Source organism: Gemmiger formicilis (assembly GCF_018784445.1).
In the GTDB taxonomy this organism is placed as follows: Bacteria; Bacillota; Clostridia; order Oscillospirales; family Ruminococcaceae; genus Gemmiger.
Genome location: NZ_WQOH01000004.1, coordinates 453,268 through 468,793 on the forward strand (window position 1 = coordinate 453,268; position 15,526 = coordinate 468,793).

12 protein-coding genes are annotated in these 15,526 nt (G+C 56.6%); 8 read left to right on the top strand and 4 right to left on the bottom strand.

The window, feature by feature from the left end; genetic code table 11:
- Positions 1-147: 147 nt before the first annotated feature.
- The 6 genes from GPK89_RS02260 to GPK89_RS02285 all read left to right on the top strand — a co-directional run bounded on the left by GPK89_RS02260 (position 148) and on the right by GPK89_RS02285 (position 7,339).
- The gene (locus GPK89_RS02260; protein WP_252261403.1) at positions 148-660 is read left to right on the top strand and encodes a MarR family winged helix-turn-helix transcriptional regulator; all 513 of its coding nucleotides are present in this window, start codon (positions 148-150) and stop codon (positions 658-660) included.
- The gene (locus GPK89_RS02265; protein WP_215691382.1) at positions 644-2,842 is read left to right on the top strand and encodes an ABC transporter ATP-binding protein; all 2,199 of its coding nucleotides are present in this window, start codon (positions 644-646) and stop codon (positions 2,840-2,842) included. The genes GPK89_RS02260 and GPK89_RS02265 overlap by 17 nt, the downstream gene beginning before the upstream one ends.
- A 1-nt stretch (position 2,843) precedes the next feature.
- Positions 2,844-4,655: an ABC transporter ATP-binding protein gene (locus GPK89_RS02270; protein WP_215691384.1), complete on the top strand. Its 1,812-nt coding sequence runs from the start codon at positions 2,844-2,846 to the stop codon at positions 4,653-4,655.
- 244 nt (positions 4,656-4,899) lie between these two features.
- Positions 4,900-5,835: a type II secretion system protein gene (locus GPK89_RS02275; protein ID WP_215691386.1), complete on the top strand. Its 936-nt coding sequence runs from the start codon at positions 4,900-4,902 to the stop codon at positions 5,833-5,835.
- A gap of 224 nt (positions 5,836-6,059) precedes the next feature.
- Positions 6,060-6,617 (top strand): TIGR01440 family protein, encoded by a 558-nt coding sequence (locus tag GPK89_RS02280; RefSeq protein WP_215691388.1) that lies wholly within the window; start codon positions 6,060-6,062, stop codon positions 6,615-6,617.
- Positions 6,614-7,339, top strand: coding sequence for a YggS family pyridoxal phosphate-dependent enzyme (locus tag GPK89_RS02285; protein WP_215691390.1), 726 nt, complete (start codon positions 6,614-6,616; stop codon positions 7,337-7,339). Before GPK89_RS02280 ends, GPK89_RS02285 begins: the two co-directional genes overlap by 4 nt.
- Positions 7,340-7,376: 37 nt before the next feature.
- On the opposite strand, the gene GPK89_RS02290 is transcribed toward GPK89_RS02285, so the two are convergent.
- Positions 7,377-8,237: an AraC family transcriptional regulator gene (locus GPK89_RS02290; protein ID WP_215691392.1), complete on the bottom strand. Its 861-nt coding sequence runs from the start codon at positions 8,235-8,237 to the stop codon at positions 7,377-7,379.
- A gap of 188 nt (positions 8,238-8,425) precedes the next feature.
- Here GPK89_RS02290 and GPK89_RS02295 point away from each other — a divergent pair, with 188 nt between their 5' ends.
- Positions 8,426-10,687, top strand: coding sequence for a glycogen/starch/alpha-glucan phosphorylase (locus GPK89_RS02295; RefSeq protein ID WP_215691394.1), 2,262 nt, complete (start codon positions 8,426-8,428; stop codon positions 10,685-10,687).
- A gap of 707 nt (positions 10,688-11,394) precedes the next feature.
- On the opposite strand, the gene GPK89_RS02300 is transcribed toward GPK89_RS02295, so the two are convergent.
- Together GPK89_RS02300 and GPK89_RS02305 are read right to left on the bottom strand one after the other, a co-directional pair.
- Complete coding sequence (locus tag GPK89_RS02300) at positions 11,395-13,158, bottom strand: InlB B-repeat-containing protein (protein WP_215691395.1); 1,764 nt, start codon at positions 13,156-13,158, stop codon at positions 11,395-11,397.
- A gap of 8 nt (positions 13,159-13,166) precedes the next feature.
- Positions 13,167-13,376, bottom strand: a complete 210-nt coding sequence (locus GPK89_RS02305) for a hypothetical protein (protein ID WP_215691397.1) — start codon at positions 13,374-13,376, stop codon at positions 13,167-13,169.
- Between the two features lie 351 nt (positions 13,377-13,727).
- Here GPK89_RS02305 and GPK89_RS02310 point away from each other — a divergent pair, with 351 nt between their 5' ends.
- Positions 13,728-14,048, top strand: coding sequence for a transposase (locus GPK89_RS02310; RefSeq protein ID WP_252261442.1), 321 nt, complete (start codon positions 13,728-13,730; stop codon positions 14,046-14,048).
- A gap of 70 nt (positions 14,049-14,118) precedes the next feature.
- On the opposite strand, the gene GPK89_RS02315 is transcribed toward GPK89_RS02310, so the two are convergent.
- The gene (locus GPK89_RS02315) at positions 14,119-15,504 is read right to left on the bottom strand and encodes an MFS transporter (RefSeq protein WP_215691401.1); all 1,386 of its coding nucleotides are present in this window, start codon (positions 15,502-15,504) and stop codon (positions 14,119-14,121) included.
- Positions 15,505-15,526: the final 22 nt, after the last annotated feature.

A 15,526-nucleotide genomic window follows, 5' to 3' on the forward strand; every position in this document is an offset into this window, starting at 1 on the left:
CTTCCCCCGAGGGGGAAGCCTTTTCACCTGCCATTTGTAAACAAATCTTAAACCTTCCCTACACCCCCTTGCATATCGATGCAAGGGGGTGTAGTATTATCACGACACAATTATTAACACATGATAATTATTAACAGGAGGCGTGTAATGTCTACCCCAGAAACACCCAATCTGCACGGTGTGTTCCGGTTCGTCGCGCGGCTGCATACCCTGTCCAAGCGCGGTATGCGTGCGGCCCTGGCCAATGAGCCAAAATGCCGGTACGGAATGCTCCAACATCTGTACAACCTCATCGAGCAGCACGGCTATGACGGCGCAATTTATGTTTCGGACATTGCGCGGTATATGCACCAGCCGATGCCCGCCGTCTCCCGCGGGCTGCGTGCCATGGAGCAGGACGGCCACATTACCCGCGAGACAGACCCTAACGACCGCCGAAAAACGCTGGTGCGCATCACCCCGGAAGGGGAGCGCGCCCGCAGCGCAAACGAGCAGGCCATGAACGCCTATTTTGCCCGCATCATGGCACGGCTGACCCCCGAGGAACTGGCCCAGGCCAACGCTGTGAAAGACGCACTGCTGGCCGCCATCGAGGCTGAAAATGAATCGATGGCACAACCAACCCGGAAAGGAGAACCCCCGCATGACCAAAATATTTAAACAGCTGGGGCGGCACTGGGCGGCGTGTCTCGCCGTCGTGGCGCTGCTCGTCGTGCAGGCCTATTGTGACTTGAGCCTGCCCGACTACACCAGCAAAATCGTGGACACCGGCATCCAGCAGGGCGGCATCGAAAGCCCTGTGCCTGACACTGTCCGCGACACGACCCTGCAAGCCCTGGAGCTGCTGATGACCGAGGACGATGCCGCCCTGGCTGACGCAGCCTACGGCGACCCCGACGCGGACGGTGTGCGTGTGCTGAACAGTGATGCCGACACCGCCGCGCTGGAAAGTGCATTCACCACGCCCGACATCGTGCTCTATATGGCCGCTGCCCAGAACGCTGCGACCGCCGCCGGCACGACCGAAACCGTGACGCCAACCAGCTATGACCTGGACGCCGTCGCGACCCAGTTTGCCGCCATGGCCCAGGCCCCCGGTGCGCGGGAAATGCTGCAAGCCCAGCTGGCCGACGCCGTGCCGCAGGATGATTCCGTGGCAGACAGCTTATCCAGCCAGGCTATGCTGCTGGTAGCACTGGAATACGACGCTCAGGGGATTGCCCATGATGTACAGATGTCTTATCTGCTGCGCACCGGCGGCCAGATGCTGGCCCTGACGCTGCTGATGGTGGCCGTAGCAATCGCCGTCGGTTTCATCGCGTCCCGCGTTTCCGCCGCCATTGGCCGTGACCTGCGCCGGGATGTGTTCAAGACCGTCGTCGGTTACTCCAACGCCGAAATCGAGAAGTTCTCCACCGCATCGCTGATTACCCGCACCACCAACGATATCCAGCAGGTGCAGTTCACCTGCGTGATTTTGCTGCGTATGGTAGCCTACGCGCCCATTTTGGGCATCGGCGGCATCCTGCACGTTGCCAGCGGCAACACCGGCCTTGAATGGATCATCTTTGTGGCGGTGGCCGCGCTGCTCGCGCTTATCACGGTGTTGATGAACGTAGCCATGCCGAAATTCAAGCAGATGCAGACCCTTGTGGACCGGCTGAACCTTGTCAGCCGCGAGATTCTGACCGGCATCATGCCCATCCGCGCTTTCAGCCGCGAGAAATTTGAGGAGGAGCGCTTCGACAAGGCCAACACGGACCTGATGAAAACGCAGCTCTTCACCAACCGCACAATGGTCGCCATGATGCCGTTTATGACCCTTATCATGAACGGGACCAGTCTGCTCATCGTTTGGTTTGGCGGCAAGGCCATGGACCTGGGCAATATGCAGGTGGGCGAGATGATTGCTTTCATCACCTACACCATGCAGATCGTTATGTCGTTCCTGATGCTCTCAATGGTCGCCGTCATGCTGCCCCGCGCGGGTGTGGCCGCAGACCGCATCGACGAGGTCATCAAGACCCCCGCTGCCATCCACGACCCTGCCGCGCCGAAAGCCCTGTCCGAGGGCGGCACCAAGGGCGTTGTGGCCTTTAACGATGTCAGCTTCCACTATCCCGGCTCTGACGAGGACGCGCTGGAGCATATCAGCTTTACCGCCAAACCCGGGCAGACGACGGCCATCATCGGCTCCACAGGCTGCGGCAAATCGACGCTGCTCAACCTCATCCCGCGTTTTTACGACGTCAGCGAAGGCAGTGTGATGATCGACGGCGTCGATGTGCGCGATATGAGCCAGGCGCAGCTGCACGACCAACTGGGCTACGTGCCGCAGAAAGGCGTGCTGTTCAGCGGCACCATTGATTCCAACCTGAAATTTGGCGGCGAGCACATCACTGACGCCGACGTGCGCGGGGCTGCTGAGATTGCCCAGGCCGCCGAATTTATTTCGGCCAAGCCCGAGGGCTACAACACTCCGATTGCCCAGGGCGGCAGCAATGTCTCCGGCGGGCAGAAACAGCGGTTGTCCATCGCCCGCGCGATTGCCAAGCACCCGCGGATTTACCTGTTTGACGACAGTTTCTCGGCGCTGGACTACAAAACCGACGTGGCGCTGCGTCGTGCGCTGAAAGCCCAGACCGACAACGCTACCGTCATCATCGTGGCGCAGCGCATTTCTACCGTGCTGCACGCGAACCAGATTTTGGTTCTGGATGAGGGCCGCATCGTCGGCAAGGGCACACACGCCCAGCTGATGGAATCCTGCCCGGAGTACCAGGAGATTGCCCGCAGCCAGTTAAGCCAGAAGGAACTCAATTTGCAGAAGGAGGGTGAGTGATATGCCAAGACCCGGACGCATGACGACCGAGCGCGCCAAGGATTTTAAGGGCACGCTGCGGCAGCTGCTTTCCGCGTTGAGCAAGTATAAGCTGTCGCTCATCGTGGTCGTTATCTTCGCCGTTCTGTCAACAATTTTCAACATTGCCGGGCCGAAAATCCTTGCCAAGGCCACCACGGCGCTGGCCACCGGATGGATTGCCAAGCTGCGCGGCGTGGGCGGCATAGACTTTGCCTATATTGGGAAAGTGCTACTGTTTTTGGCGGGGATGTACCTGCTTTCCGCGGCATTCAGCTTTATCCAGGGCTGGCTCATGAGTGGTCTGTCCCAGAAGGTCTGCTATGATTTCCGCGACCAGATCAGCAAAAAAATCAACCGCCTGCCGCTGGCCTACTTTGAAAAGCGCACCGTCGGCGAGGTACTGTCCCGCATCACCAACGATGTGGACACGCTGGGCCAAAGCCTGAACCAGAGCGTGACCCAGCTCATTACCAGCGTCACGACGATGATTGGCGTGCTGATCATGATGCTTACCATCAGCCCAAAGATGACGCTGATTGCGCTGCTGATCCTGCCGGTGTCGCTGGCGCTGGTGCTGCTGGTCGTCAAATTCAGCCAAAAATACTTCAAGGCGCAGCAGGCAACGCTGGGCGTTGTCAACGGCCAGGTCGAGGAAGTCTACGCCGGCCACAACGTTATCAAGGCGTTCAACCGTGAAGACGCTGTGCTGGCAGACTTCAACGCCGCCAATGACAAACTGTATGAATCCGCGTGGAAATCCCAGTTTTTGTCCGGCCTGATGCAGCCCATCATGAACTTTGTGGGCAACCTGGGGTATGTGGCGGTCGCCATCGTCGGCAGCATTTTTGCAGCGGCGGGCAGCATCACCATCGGTGATATCCAGGCGTTCATCCAGTATGTCAAGAACTTCACCCAGCCCATCCAACAGCTGGCGCAGGTGTCGAATATGCTGCAAAGCATGGCTGCCGCAGCCGAGCGCGTCTTTGAATTTTTGAACGAAGAAGAGGAGAACCAGCAGGCCGACCCCGCCCACCGCGCGAATCCTGCCTGCATCGATGGCCAGGTCACGTTTGACCACGTCAAATTCGGCTACACGCCGGAAAAGACAGTCATCCACAATTTCAGCTGCAACGTCAAGCCCGGCCAGAAGGTCGCCATCGTCGGCCCCACCGGCGCGGGCAAAACCACGATGGTCAAGCTGCTGATGCGGTTCTACGATGTGGATGCTGGCGAAATCAGCCTGAACGGCCACAATGTCCGCGACTTTGACCGCAGCGCCCTGCGCGAGGGCTTTGGTATGGTCTTGCAGGATACCTGGCTGTTCAAAGGCACCATCATGGAGAACATCCGCTATGGCCGCCTGGACGCCACCGACGAGGAAGTTATCGCCGCCGCCAAGGCCGCGAACGCAGACCACTTTATCCGCACGCTGCCCGGCGGCTACCAGATGGAGCTGAACGAGGACGCCTCCAACGTCAGCCAGGGCCAGAAGCAGCTTTTGACGATTGCCCGCACGATTCTGGCGGACAACCGCATCCTGATTCTGGACGAGGCAACGTCCAGCGTCGATACCCGCACCGAGCAGCGCATCCAGACGGCCATGGACCGCCTGATGCAGGGCCGCACAAGCTTTGTCATTGCCCACCGCCTGTCCACTATCCGCGACGCAGATCTGATTCTGGTCATGCGCGACGGCGATATTGTGGAGCAGGGAACCCATGACGAGCTGATCGATCAGGGCGGGTTCTACGCGGATCTGTATAATAGTCAATTTGAGGATGTAACGGCGTAAAGGCTTCCTCCTTTGGGGAAAGTCGTCACCGCAGGTGACTGAGGGGGCCTGCCACCTGCCGGGCATTGCCCCCTCATCCGGTGCACTGTCCGCCCTGCAGCATCAAAATGTAAATAATTTGTAAAATACAGGTAAAACCTGCATAAAAAGCGAAAAATCATTTGCGCATCGACAAAAGCTGTGTTACAATGTAATGTATTTATTCTGGAATTGTGTGCATATAACACGATAAGGTGCGGAACGAATGAGGAAAAAACTGCAAAATAAGCGCGGCTTTACGCTGGTGGAGCTGATCGTCGTGCTGACCATACTTGGGGTTTTGGCGGCGATGCTGATCCCCGCGCTGCAAGGCTATATTGAAAAAGCGCTGGAAACGTCGGATATTGTCAACGTGCGCGCCGCGTATATGCAGGTGCTTTCCGATGCAACGACCGGCGATGTCACTGCCGAACAGACCGTGCAGCTCAAGCAGGGGCAGGACGGGTGGCAGCACTTTGACCCCGTCACCATTGCGGGCATCACCCACTATGCCGATGAGGGTGACACCGACAACTGGAAAGGCTCGCCCGCGGCGCACGGAACCTGCACGGTTTCTTATGTGGATGGGACAGGCGTGGTGCTGATGTGGTCAGGCGCCAGCAAGCCGCAGCCCGCCCCCATCCGACCGACCGTTGATTTGACCGAAAACCTGCACGGCATTTTGAAAAACAGCGGCTTGCTGGAAACGGATTTAAAGGACTTTACCGCCCGCGGGAAATTCTACGAGATCGACTCCAGTTGCCCGAACTCCACAATGGTACCCAAGGTGCAGGCGCAAATCGGGAAAAACAGCCTGCTGAGCACCGGAACGTGGGATTTCCGCAAGATTTCTGGCGAAGACCCGGGGCGGTATTTGTTCTGGACATCGGTGGATGTGACTAAATTTGCAGTAGGCACGGAGGTACCGGTCCTTGTCAGCAAGGAGGACGGGGGCACGTTTTACATCACCACGATGCCGGTGACGACCTCAAAGGTGAAGAATCAGACCTACAACGTGATCGGCAAAGGCATTACCAACCGCACGACGTTGAACCCCTATATCACGGGTACCGCGTACACCTCATTGGAGGATGCCTATGCCGCGTATGCGGATATGGTGAAAAACAGTTATTCGCAGTACGCGGATACCCTGCCAAGGTAGAAATGCCTCCAACCGCCCAACGGGCAAACCGCATATATGCCTTCCCCCAAGGGGGAAGCTGTCCGCGAAGCGGACGGATGGGGGGCTGCTTTGCCGCCACAACCCGTTAGTGGACAATATTCGCAAGGCCACCCCTCATCCGGCCTTCGGCCGCCTTCCCCCTCAGGGGAAGGCTTTTTTGTTATTGACACCCCTGCTATAATAGTACCAAAGGGGGCTTTTTCATGGATTACGCAAAACTTACCGCACAGGCCCGGCAGGCTACTGAAGAACTGCTGGAAGCCGCGCACCTGGAAACTGGGGATATCTTCGTGGTCGGCTGCTCCAGCAGCGAGATCATGGGTGGACATATCGGAAAGGATTCCAGCATGGAGGCTGCTGCCGCCGTGCTGGCGGGTGTGCTGCCGCCCTTGCAGGAGCAGGGCGTCTACCTTGCTGCCCAGTGTTGCGAACACCTGAACCGCGCTATCGTCATCGAGCGCACGGTCGCCAGGGCCAACGGCTATCAAATCGTGGCGGCCATCCCGCAGCCCCACGCGGGCGGCAGCTGGGCTACCAACTGCTGGCGCACCTTTAACGACCCGGTGCTCGTTGAGGAAGTCAAAGCTGCAGCGGGCATGGACATCGGCGGCACGCTCATCGGGATGCACCTGCGCCGCGTGGCCGTGCCGGTGCGCCTGTCGATGGATCACATCGGGCAGGCGATTCTGCTCTGCGCCCGCACCCGCCCGCCGTTCATCGGCGGCTCCCGCGCCGTTTACAGTCAGGAGGAAGTGCGATGATCCCAGAAGCACAAAAACAGCAGATGGCCGAGGCCGTCGCAAAGATCCGGGAGACGATGGCTGCCGCCGCCAGGGCCGCAGGCCGCGACCCTGCCGACGTGCGCCTTTGTGCCGCCTGCAAAACCCGCACGGTCGAAGAAGTTCGGTACAGCGCCGATTTGCCCATTGACCTGTTCGGCGAAAACCACGTACAGGAACTTGTGGAAAAGACCGACGCCGGGGCCTACAATGGCAAGCCCGGACATTTTATCGGTCATTTGCAGACCAATAAAGTCAACAAGGTTGTAGGCCGTGCCGCGCTCATTCAGAGCGTGGACAGCACGCGGCTGCTCGATAAAATCGACGCTGCCGCCGCGCGGCTGGGTCTGGTGCAGGACATTTTGGTGGAAATCAACATCGGCGAGGAAGCCAGCAAAAGCGGCGTCGACGCCAACAGCCTGTTCCCGCTGCTGGAAGCTGCCGCCGCGAGGGAGAATACCCGCCTGCGCGGTCTGATGGCGATTCCGCCCGCTGACGCAGACGATGCCGAGACGCGCCGCTTTTTTGCGCAGATGCGGGAGCTGCTGGCCAAGGCCGATGCCCAGCACTACGACCGGGCACAGATGGATATTTTGTCCATGGGTATGAGCCACGACTACGCCGCCGCCATCGCCGAGGGCGCGACCATCGTCCGCGTAGGCACCGCCATCTACGGCGCACGGGATTACAGTAAGAAAGCATAAAATTACCGCCGGCATCTCATTGATGCCGGCGGCTTTTTTATTTCCTCACCCGGTATTCCCTCGGTGTCAGGCCATATCTTTTTTTAAATAACCTGTTAAAATACGACAAGTTGTCAAACCCGCACTGCTCGGCAATCGCCAGTATCGTGTCATTGCTGCTGCGCAGGGCGTCGGCGGCGGCGTTCAGGCGGTGCTCGTTCAGGTATTCGGTAAAGCCCTGGCCGGTCATTTTCTTGAACCACCGCATAAAATGGCTGGGGCTGCACCCGCAGGCTGCCGCTGCGTCGGTCACGTGCAGTGCGCCCGCGTACTGCACGTTCACCAGTTGTACCACGGTTTTCAAACGTCGGGTGTCGGGGGTATCGGCAGGGGGCAGGTCGCCGCTGCGGCCCACCAGCGCCGCTAAAAACAACAGCAGTTCACCCTTTATACACAGCTCATAGCCAACATCCTTTAGCTTGTTGAACTCCTCTGCCGCGTGCAGACAGTTTACGGCCCAGGTATAGCCCCAGTCGTTGGGGGCCAGCCGCATGGGCAGCGCCAGGCGGCCGCTTTGCAGGGGCAGCAGGTATTTTTCAGCGCACAGGTCGCCCGCACCGCCCAGCAGTTCCAAATCAAAGATGATGTTCTCATATTCCATCACCTCGCCCGGCAGTTGGCGCAGCGCGTGCAGCACGCCGGGGGCAAACACATAGACATCGCCCGCCTCGGCGGTGTAGGTCGTCAGGCCCGCCTGCACGACGCCGCGCCCTTTTTTGACAAACACCAGCTCCATGCTGTCCTGCCAGTGCAGCGCCACCTGGGGAAAATCCTGCGGGATCGTGCAGGGATAGATGTTGAAAGGAAACCACGCGGCCCCGTGTTGCTTTGTTTCGCGCAAGGGTTTCTGATTTGGCATGATTTTCACCTCGTTGATAGTATTGTACCACTATTGGCCATTATTTTGCAAGCATCATGCGCGTTTTGTGTGGTATAACCTAGGTGTAGTCAAGAAATATACCTATTGGCCCAAAAGTTTCGGGCCAAGGCAAGGCTCAACCCTTCCGCCCCTGCCAGGGGAGGCAAGTATATGAGGAGGTAACTCTCATGAATATGACCACTGTGATCGAAGCCAAAACCAACAAGCCGCTGGCATCCTGCACTGACCAGGAAATCTACCTTGCCCTGCTGGACATCGTCCGCGAGCAGAGCGCCGCCCACGTCAAGCCTGTCAAGGGCCGCAAGCTCTACTACATCAGCGCCGAGTTCCTGATTGGCAAGCTGCTGTCCAACAACCTTATTAACCTGGGTCTTTACGACGACACCCGCGCCGCGCTGGCCGCTGCGGGCAAGAACCTGTCCGACATTGAGGAAGTCGAGCCGGAGCCGTCCCTGGGCAACGGCGGTTTGGGCCGCCTGGCTGCCTGCTTCCTCGACTCCCTCGCCACGCTGGATCTGCCCGGCGACGGTGTCGGCCTGCGCTATCACTTCGGCCTGTTCCACCAATCCTTCAAGGGCGGCGTCCAGAACGAGCTGCCTGACCCCTGGCTGACCGCACACTCCTGGGCCGAAAAGACTGACACGGTCTATCCGGTCGAGCTGGCAGGTAAAACCTACAATGCCCGCCTGTACAAGCTGGCCGTCACCGGTTATGAGGGCCGCACCAACACGCTGAACCTTTTTGACCTGGACACCATCGATGAGACTATCGTCCACGATGGCATCACCTTCGATAAGACCGCCATCGACAAGAACCTGACGCTGTTCCTGTACCCCGATGACTCCGACGAGGCCGGCCGCCGCCTGCGCGTCTACCAGCAGTATTTGATGGTTTCCGCCGGTGCCCAGCTGATTCTGGCTGAGTGCGCCGCCCGCGGCTGCGATTACCATGACTTGGCCGACTATGCCGCCATCCAGATCAATGACACCCACCCCAGCATGGTCATCCCCGAGCTGATCCGCCTGCTGGGCGAGAAGGGCATCGAGTTCGACGAGGCCGTCGAGATCGTCACCAAGACCTGCGCCTACACCAACCACACGATTCTGGCCGAGGCGCTGGAAAAGTGGCCCCGCGCCTATCTGGACGCCGTGGTCCCGCAGCTCATGCCCATCATCGAGAAGCTGGATGAACTGGCCCGCACCCGCACCAAGGACGAGAGCCTTGCCATCATCGACAAGGACGACCGCGTCCATATGGCCCACATGGACATCCACTTTACCCACTCCACCAACGGCGTTGCCTACCTGCACACCGAAATTTTGAAGAACGCCGAGCTGCACGGCTTCTATGAGCTGTACCCCGAGAAGTTCAACAACAAGACCAACGGCATCACCTTCCGCCGCTGGCTGCTGGAGTGCGACCCCGCACTGACCGCCGAAATTGAAAAGCTCATCGGTTCCGGCTTCCGCAAGGACGCCACCGAGCTGGAAAAGCTGCTGCCCTACGCCGAAAACGTCGATACCCTGCAGGAGTTCTCCGCCGTCAAGTCCCAGAACAAGCAGGCACTGGCCGATTGGCTCAAGCGGACCCAGAACGTCACCATCGACCCGAATGCCATGTTCGATATCCAGTCCAAGCGCCTGCATGAGTACAAGCGTCAGCAGCTGAACCTGCTCTACCTCATCCACCAGTATTACGAGATTAAGGCTGGCCACCTGCCCGCCACCCCGCTGGTCAGCATCTTTGGTGCCAAGGCCGCCCCGGCATATATCATCGCAAAGGATATCATCCACGCACTGCTGACGCTGTCCAAGGTCATTGCCGCTGACCCGGTCGTTTCCAAGCATCTGCAAGTCGTCTTTGTGGAGAACTACAACGTCACCGCCGCCGAAAAGCTCATCCCCGCCTGCGACCTGTCTGAGCAGATTTCCCTGGCATCCAAGGAAGCCTCCGGCACTGGCAACATGAAGTTCATGCTGAACGGTGCGCTGACCCTGGGCACGATGGACGGCGCAAACGTCGAAATCAGCCAGCAGGTCGGCAACGACAATATCTACATCTTCGGCCAGACGTCCGACCAGGTCATCCACCGCTATGACGCGGGCGACTACTGCGCCGCCCAGTGGTACGAGGGCGACCCCAACATCCGCCGCGCCATCGACTTCCTGACCAGCCCCGAAATGCTGGCCGCCGGTCATGAGGAAAACCTCAAGCGCCTGCATGATGAACTTATCAACAAGGATTGGTTCCAGACGCTGCCCGACTTCAACGCCTATGTGGTGCGCAAGGGCCAGGCCCTGAGCGACTATGCCTGCGACCCGCTGGGCTGGCGCAAGAAGTGCGTTATCAACATTGCTAAGGCCGGTATGTTCAGCAGTGACCGTACCATCGCCGAGTACAACGACGATATCTGGCATCTGGGCGAGTAATTTGCCGCCAATAATCGAGTAGTAGGCTCTCCTTAAAGAGCCGACCTCTCACACCACCGTGCGTACCGACCGGTACACGGCGGTTCAACCGCATAAGTGCAAGGACTCGTAGTAGTTGAGGATACTAAAGTATCCCGCTGCTGCGAGTCTTTCGTTTGTAATGGAACACTTTAAATCAGGACTACCGGCGATACGCCAGTATCCCAGTCTGGAGTTGCCCCACTGGTAAGCCTTGTCAGCCGGGATACCCAGCTTTCTCAAATTGGTCACTTTTGTTCCGGGCTTCTTCACAAGCTTGATCAAAAAGCTGAACGATGTGCTGAAACAGTGGCTGTGATCTGTGCATTGCAGTAAGGCGCGTGATACTGTTGACCGGGCAATCAAAAAGCATGAAATGAAGAACGCCGAGGGTTCCCATATGGGAACCCTCGGCGCAGACTGTAGAAAAACTCTTGTAGGGGCGAGCATTGCTCGCCCGTGTCCGTTTGCCTTGTAAGGAAACTGCCCTGAAAAACGCGATGCTGCGCCAAGTTGGTGGGCAAACAATGTCACCCCTGCACACGAGCCATTATATTTTAACCCACCGATTATAGCACACCGTCCGCCGCAAAACAGGAAAGAATGGTGAACAACCTGTAAAAAATGCCTGCCCTGCGGGAGTACATCCACACAGGGCAGGCATTTATATCGGAAAGCGAATGGTAGGCTTAGTGGTGCTTTTTACGCAGCCAGCCCGCCGCGCCAAAGCCAACCGCGCCAACGGCCAGCAGGGCCAGCAGCCCTTCCATCGGGAACACGTCGCTCGTCTGGGGGATAGCAGCGTTCTTTACGGTCGCGGTCTTGGTGGCAGCCGCAGCCGGGGCAGAGGAGGGCGTGGGTGTAACGACCGGTGCAGGGGAGGGCGTGGGCGTAGCGACCGATGCAGAGGAGGGCGTGGGCGTAGCGACCGGTGCAGGGGAGGGCATGGGCGTAGAAACAACGGTGGTCACGCGGTCCCACTTGGCGTACAGGGTGATATCGCTGGTAACAGCGCTGTCAAAGCTGAAGCGGTACTGGCAGCCCTTCTCGGTATACCAGCCGCCGAACACCCAGCCGTCCTCTTTGGGGGCAATCGGCTCGCTGGCCTTGTTGCCGCTTACAAAGGTCTGGCTGGAAATATTGGCACCGCCATGCCCGCACAGGTCAAAGCTGACCGTTACCAGCTTGTTCCACTGGGCGGTGAGGGTAATATCGTGGTTAACGGTCACAGTATCGCCCGCAGCGTACTGGTTGCCGCCTGCATCCTGCCAACCGGCAAAGACATACCCGGCACGGCTGGGGTCAGCAGCGACGGTAGCGGTGTTGCCATCTTGCGGGGGATAATAGGTGTCGTTGTAAGCACCCTCGGCCCCTGTGCCGCCGTTCAAGTCATAGCTAAGGCAGTAGCCAGCCTTTTCTTCCTGCTCGTCAATCTTTTCGTAGCAGTACTGGCATTGTTTAGTAATGGTACGGACGTAGGTGCTGGTAGTATCGGCTTTTAAGGTCCAACCAGTGGTGTTAATGATTTTAAAGTTGTTGTCTTTGTAACCCTCGGTGTACTGGTTGGCGTCGCCTTTACCGGTGCCGTTGTCGTAAGAACCAGTGGCAAAATTGTTGCCGTTGTGGTCAACAGTGCGAGCACCATTTTCCCACACAGTCTTTCCTTCGATTTTGACGACGGTGGAACCAGAATTATATCCCTTCCATGCACCGACAAAACCACCGAAGCTGAAGAGCCGAGAGCATGTGTAGAAATCAGCATCGAGACCGTTGACAGTATTGTTGCCAGTGATATTAACGTAAAATTTAAAGTCTTTACCCGCATTGGTCATCGGGAGATCGTTGATGTTCAAGGCTGTTTTGTTCGCATTAGTGGAATTGACAGTGCACGAATCAAAATTGACAGTGACATCATTCTTATCTACACTGTAATAAGTATATACATTAATGATTTTACCAGTCGCATTGAAAGTGCAGTTTTTGAATGTATAACTTTTGCCGGTCAATGTCCATAAGGAATAATCTGTCGTATCGATACCAGATGCCACTGTGCCGGGAGCGTTAAAGGTAACGTTTTCAAACGTAGTTGTTTGGTAGCCCCAGTAGTCAGCACGACCGTTGAAAATACAATTCTTCAACGTAATATTGTTGATGTACGTCAGGCCCTGCGTATTGTCAGTTTTGGTAGTATCATCCGGAAGATACACACTGCCGATGACAGTCATGTCCTCGAAGGTAATGCTATCGCTGTTCTTAAAGCTATAGTCGCACCAGCCATCACTACCGTATTGTGTTGCCGGAGCCTTAATTTGCCACGTCGTTTTATCGGTGCCAGCGCCCACGAAGGTCAGGCTTTTCCCGGCACCCTTGCCTGCTTGCGTTGGATTAGCAGCGTTGCCGCAGTAGACTCCCGCGCCAAGGTAGATGGTATCGCCATTGACCGCAGCATCCATGGCTTCATCTAGTGAATCATACTCTTGATTGTTGCTTGCAACAATGGCTTTGTCGTCGGAAACCGTAGGTGCAATACTATTACCATTTTCGGGGGGGCCTCCCCTACGGTGGAAATCCCCGTCTGTGCCTCGTCTGCATACACCGCCAGCGGGGTGATGCCAAGCGGCATCAGCAGCGCCAAAAGCAGCGACGCAGCGGCTAGCGTTTTCTTTTTCATCGGTTACTACCTCCCTGTTTTTTGCCGGAAAGAACCACTTTCGGGCATGTTTAACTATCAAGTTCCATTATAGGCAATCGACGTGTCGAAAACTGTCAAAGCAACGCGGCTTTTCGGTCACGGTACAACTTCTTGCCTTGCTCACTTTTATCGGTTGCCATACAGAAATTTTTGGTAATATTATGACACTTTTTACTGTAAATTTCAAGATTTATGTGCGTTGCATTTCATTTTTCGTCATTGTGTAAAAGTTCACAATATTGAATTTAGTAAATTTGTTAATACATTTCAAAATTGTGCTGATTCAACATATCTACGGCATTCGTTCTCTGCGCCGAACACTGGATGAATATGGCGTATCGGTGGTTTATTGGATATCCGCTGAACGAGCAGGTCCCACATTTTTCAACGGTGAGCTATAACTTCAAACACCGTTTTAATACCGCATCGGTAGAGTATATTTTCCGCTGGGTATTAAAGGCAGCTGCGGACGAGGGATATTTGGACACGGAAACCATATTTGTAGACGGTACGCACATAAAGGCAATCGTGCAGGAATACTTAGAAAAGCAGAGCATGAGGCGTACCCCGGATTTGCAGAAAGAGGAACCGTCCATATCTTCGCCGCCAATAGATTTAATAGCCAGTGCTTTGGCCGATTTTAGAGGGTAAAGCACTATACAGAAAAAGGGCTTCCGCCAGCAGATGCGGAAGCCCTTTTTAAGAAGGAGAATAGTGAATATCAGTTTTTCATTTCGGCGCGAATCTTATCGTTGGCCTCCTCGACCTTCATGCGGGAGAGGATAAAGGTGATGATGGCGTCCAGCACAAAGGGAATCACGAGGTACATGAGTTTCAGCATATTGATGCAGGATTCCGGCTGTACGGCCAGCGCCTTATCGTAGTTGCTGAACGCCAGCAGCCAGCCGGTGATGGCGGTGCCGAGACCGCCGCCCAGCTTGACGCCGAGCGAGGTGCAGGAGTACATCGTGCCGTCCACGCGCTTGTGCTTCGTCAGCCAAGTGTACTCGGAGCAGGAGGCGATAACGGCGTTCATGTCGCCCTGCCACGGGCCCTGACCCAGTGCAGCAATGGCCGTGAAGAGCAGCATCATCTTGACATCGCCGGTGCCAGTATAGCCGGCCACGGCAACGAGCGCGCGGGCCACGGTAGCAAGGGCATAGCTGCCAACGTTCAGTTTGTACATACCGTGCATCTTGGCAACGAGGGTCGGGGTAAAGACCAGTGCGATGATCAAAGGAATGTTGATGGCCCAGGAGAACACGCCGAACAGGTTCTTGTCGCCAAGGATATGGGCGGTGTAGTAGGTACCCATGCTGATCATGGCACCATAGATCTGCTGCAAAATGTAGGTCACGCAGATCATCAGGTAGTATTTGTTGGAGACCAGCAGCTTGGCAGCTTCGACAAGACCGTACTTCTCGTCTTTCTCGATTTCGGCTTTATCCGTGGTTTCGACAAACTCTTCCTCCGGCAACTCCTTGACGGAGAAAACAGAGAGCGTGTTGACGATCAAACCGATAATGGCATAGACGATAGCCACGGTGCGCCATGCTTCAGCAGTGTCGCCCAGTGCGGAGACAGCCAGCAGCGTGAAAGACTGAATGGCAAGGCTGGTGGCGAATGCGAACATGAAGCGGTAGGAACCCATCTCGACTCGCTCGGCGCTGTTCTTGGTGACAAGGGAAGTCAAGGCAGAGTAGGCGATGTTGTTGGCCGTGTAGAACACAGCGTTCAGCAGGGAATAACAGATAAAGAACCATGCGTACTTGGCAAACTCGCTCATGCCCATGGGAATGGCGAAGATGCCGACCAGTGTGATGGCGCAGCCGATGTAGCCGTAGAGCATCCACGGGCGAGCCTTGCCCATCTTGGAGTGCGTCTTGTCGATCATCGAGCCAAAGAAGATGTCGGTAATGCCGTCAAACAGCTTGGACACAGCGATCAGCGTGCCAACGATGCCGGGATTCAGGCCGACGGTGTCGGTCAGGTAAATCATAACGAACGAGGAGAGGAACGCATAGACCACGTTGCCCGCAACATCGCCGGAGCCGTAACCGACCTTGTTATACCATTTTAAATAGCGTCTTTCCGTGTTTTCAGACATGAGATTTTCTCCATTCTTTTGT

Bases quoted from the DNA above. Each gene is read 5' to 3' on its own strand.
- GPK89_RS02290 (WP_215691392.1), bottom strand. From the start codon at position 8,237: ATGCCAAATCAGAAACCCTTGCGCGAAACAAAGCAACACGGGGCCGCG.
- GPK89_RS02310 (WP_252261442.1), top strand. From the start codon at position 13,728: ATGGCGTATCGGTGGTTTATTGGATATCCGCTGAACGAGCAGGTCCCA.
- GPK89_RS02270 (WP_215691384.1), top strand. From the start codon at position 2,844: ATGCCAAGACCCGGACGCATGACGACCGAGCGCGCCAAGGATTTTAAG.
- GPK89_RS02265 (WP_215691382.1), top strand. From the start codon at position 644: ATGACCAAAATATTTAAACAGCTGGGGCGGCACTGGGCGGCGTGTCTC.
- GPK89_RS02275 (WP_215691386.1), top strand. From the start codon at position 4,900: ATGAGGAAAAAACTGCAAAATAAGCGCGGCTTTACGCTGGTGGAGCTG.
- GPK89_RS02315 (WP_215691401.1), bottom strand. From the start codon at position 15,504: ATGTCTGAAAACACGGAAAGACGCTATTTAAAATGGTATAACAAGGTC.
- GPK89_RS02300 (WP_215691395.1), bottom strand. From the start codon at position 13,158: ATGGATGCTGCGGTCAATGGCGATACCATCTACCTTGGCGCGGGAGTC.
- GPK89_RS02295 (WP_215691394.1), top strand. From the start codon at position 8,426: ATGAATATGACCACTGTGATCGAAGCCAAAACCAACAAGCCGCTGGCA.
- GPK89_RS02260 (WP_252261403.1), top strand. From the start codon at position 148: ATGTCTACCCCAGAAACACCCAATCTGCACGGTGTGTTCCGGTTCGTC.
- GPK89_RS02285 (WP_215691390.1), top strand. From the start codon at position 6,614: ATGATCCCAGAAGCACAAAAACAGCAGATGGCCGAGGCCGTCGCAAAG.
- GPK89_RS02305 (WP_215691397.1), bottom strand. From the start codon at position 13,376: ATGAAAAAGAAAACGCTAGCCGCTGCGTCGCTGCTTTTGGCGCTGCTG.
- GPK89_RS02280 (WP_215691388.1), top strand. From the start codon at position 6,060: ATGGATTACGCAAAACTTACCGCACAGGCCCGGCAGGCTACTGAAGAA.